Raw genomic sequence first — 768 nt, 5'->3', positions numbered from 1 at the left:
GCGCCACTTTCTGCATAAGGCAGAGCATTGTTTACTATTGGGGCACCGCTTTCTCCGTAAGCTGGAACGTTCGCTACGACTGGAGCGCCACTTTCTGCATAGGCTGGGAGTTCATTTACAGCAGCTTCTACCGCGTTTGCACCTTGCTTGTATTCTGGCAACTCTGCAGTTGCAGCTTCTACTGCGTTCACCCCACCTTTAAAGTCTTCAATTTCAAGAACAGCTGACATGACACTACTTAGAGTCTTAATAGCATCCTCATAGTCTGCTAAAGCTTGTTGCAAGTCTTTGACTTGACTATTCTTGTCACCAGAAACTTGTAAACTTGATAATTGCGCTTTAATCTTAGCAACTTGCTCTTCTAATTTACTTAGCTCAAGTTTTTTCGCATTACTATTTTCTTCTGCTGCTTCCTTGTCGGCTGCAGCGAGTTTAGCTTGGTCTTGACTTGAGAAATCTTCTTGGCTCTTCACTTCGGCCGGTGTCACCCGATCGCTGTCTTTTGCCAAGAAATCATCTAACAAATCTGACGCATCAATGTCACCTTCTTCGATAGCTTTCAAGATGCCGTCCTTACCAATCACTTCTTTAGCTGCCTTAATCGCCGCTTCCTTATCAGTGATAGTGACATCTTTGTTGATGTCGTCGATGGTCTCTTTTTCAATTTTTTCTAAGGTAGCGATTAAATCTGAGCGAACTTTTGCTGCCTCTTCTGCTGCTTCCTTGTCGGCTGCAGCCAGTTTAGCTTGGTCTTGGCTTGAGAAATCT

The 768-nt window shown here is 44.3% G+C and carries 1 protein-coding gene; it reads right to left on the bottom strand.

Annotation, left to right across the window (positions count from 1 at the left end; all coding sequences use genetic code 11):
- Positions 1-768, bottom strand: a 768-nt coding sequence (locus tag HMPREF3057_RS10015) for an SIALI-17 repeat-containing surface protein (protein ID WP_373878920.1), incomplete at both ends; no start/stop codon positions are given.

Source organism: Streptococcus sp. HMSC072D05 (assembly GCF_001815805.1).
Lineage (GTDB): Bacteria > Bacillota > Bacilli > Lactobacillales > Streptococcaceae > Streptococcus.
This window is presented reverse-complemented; position numbering and strand designations above follow the sequence as displayed.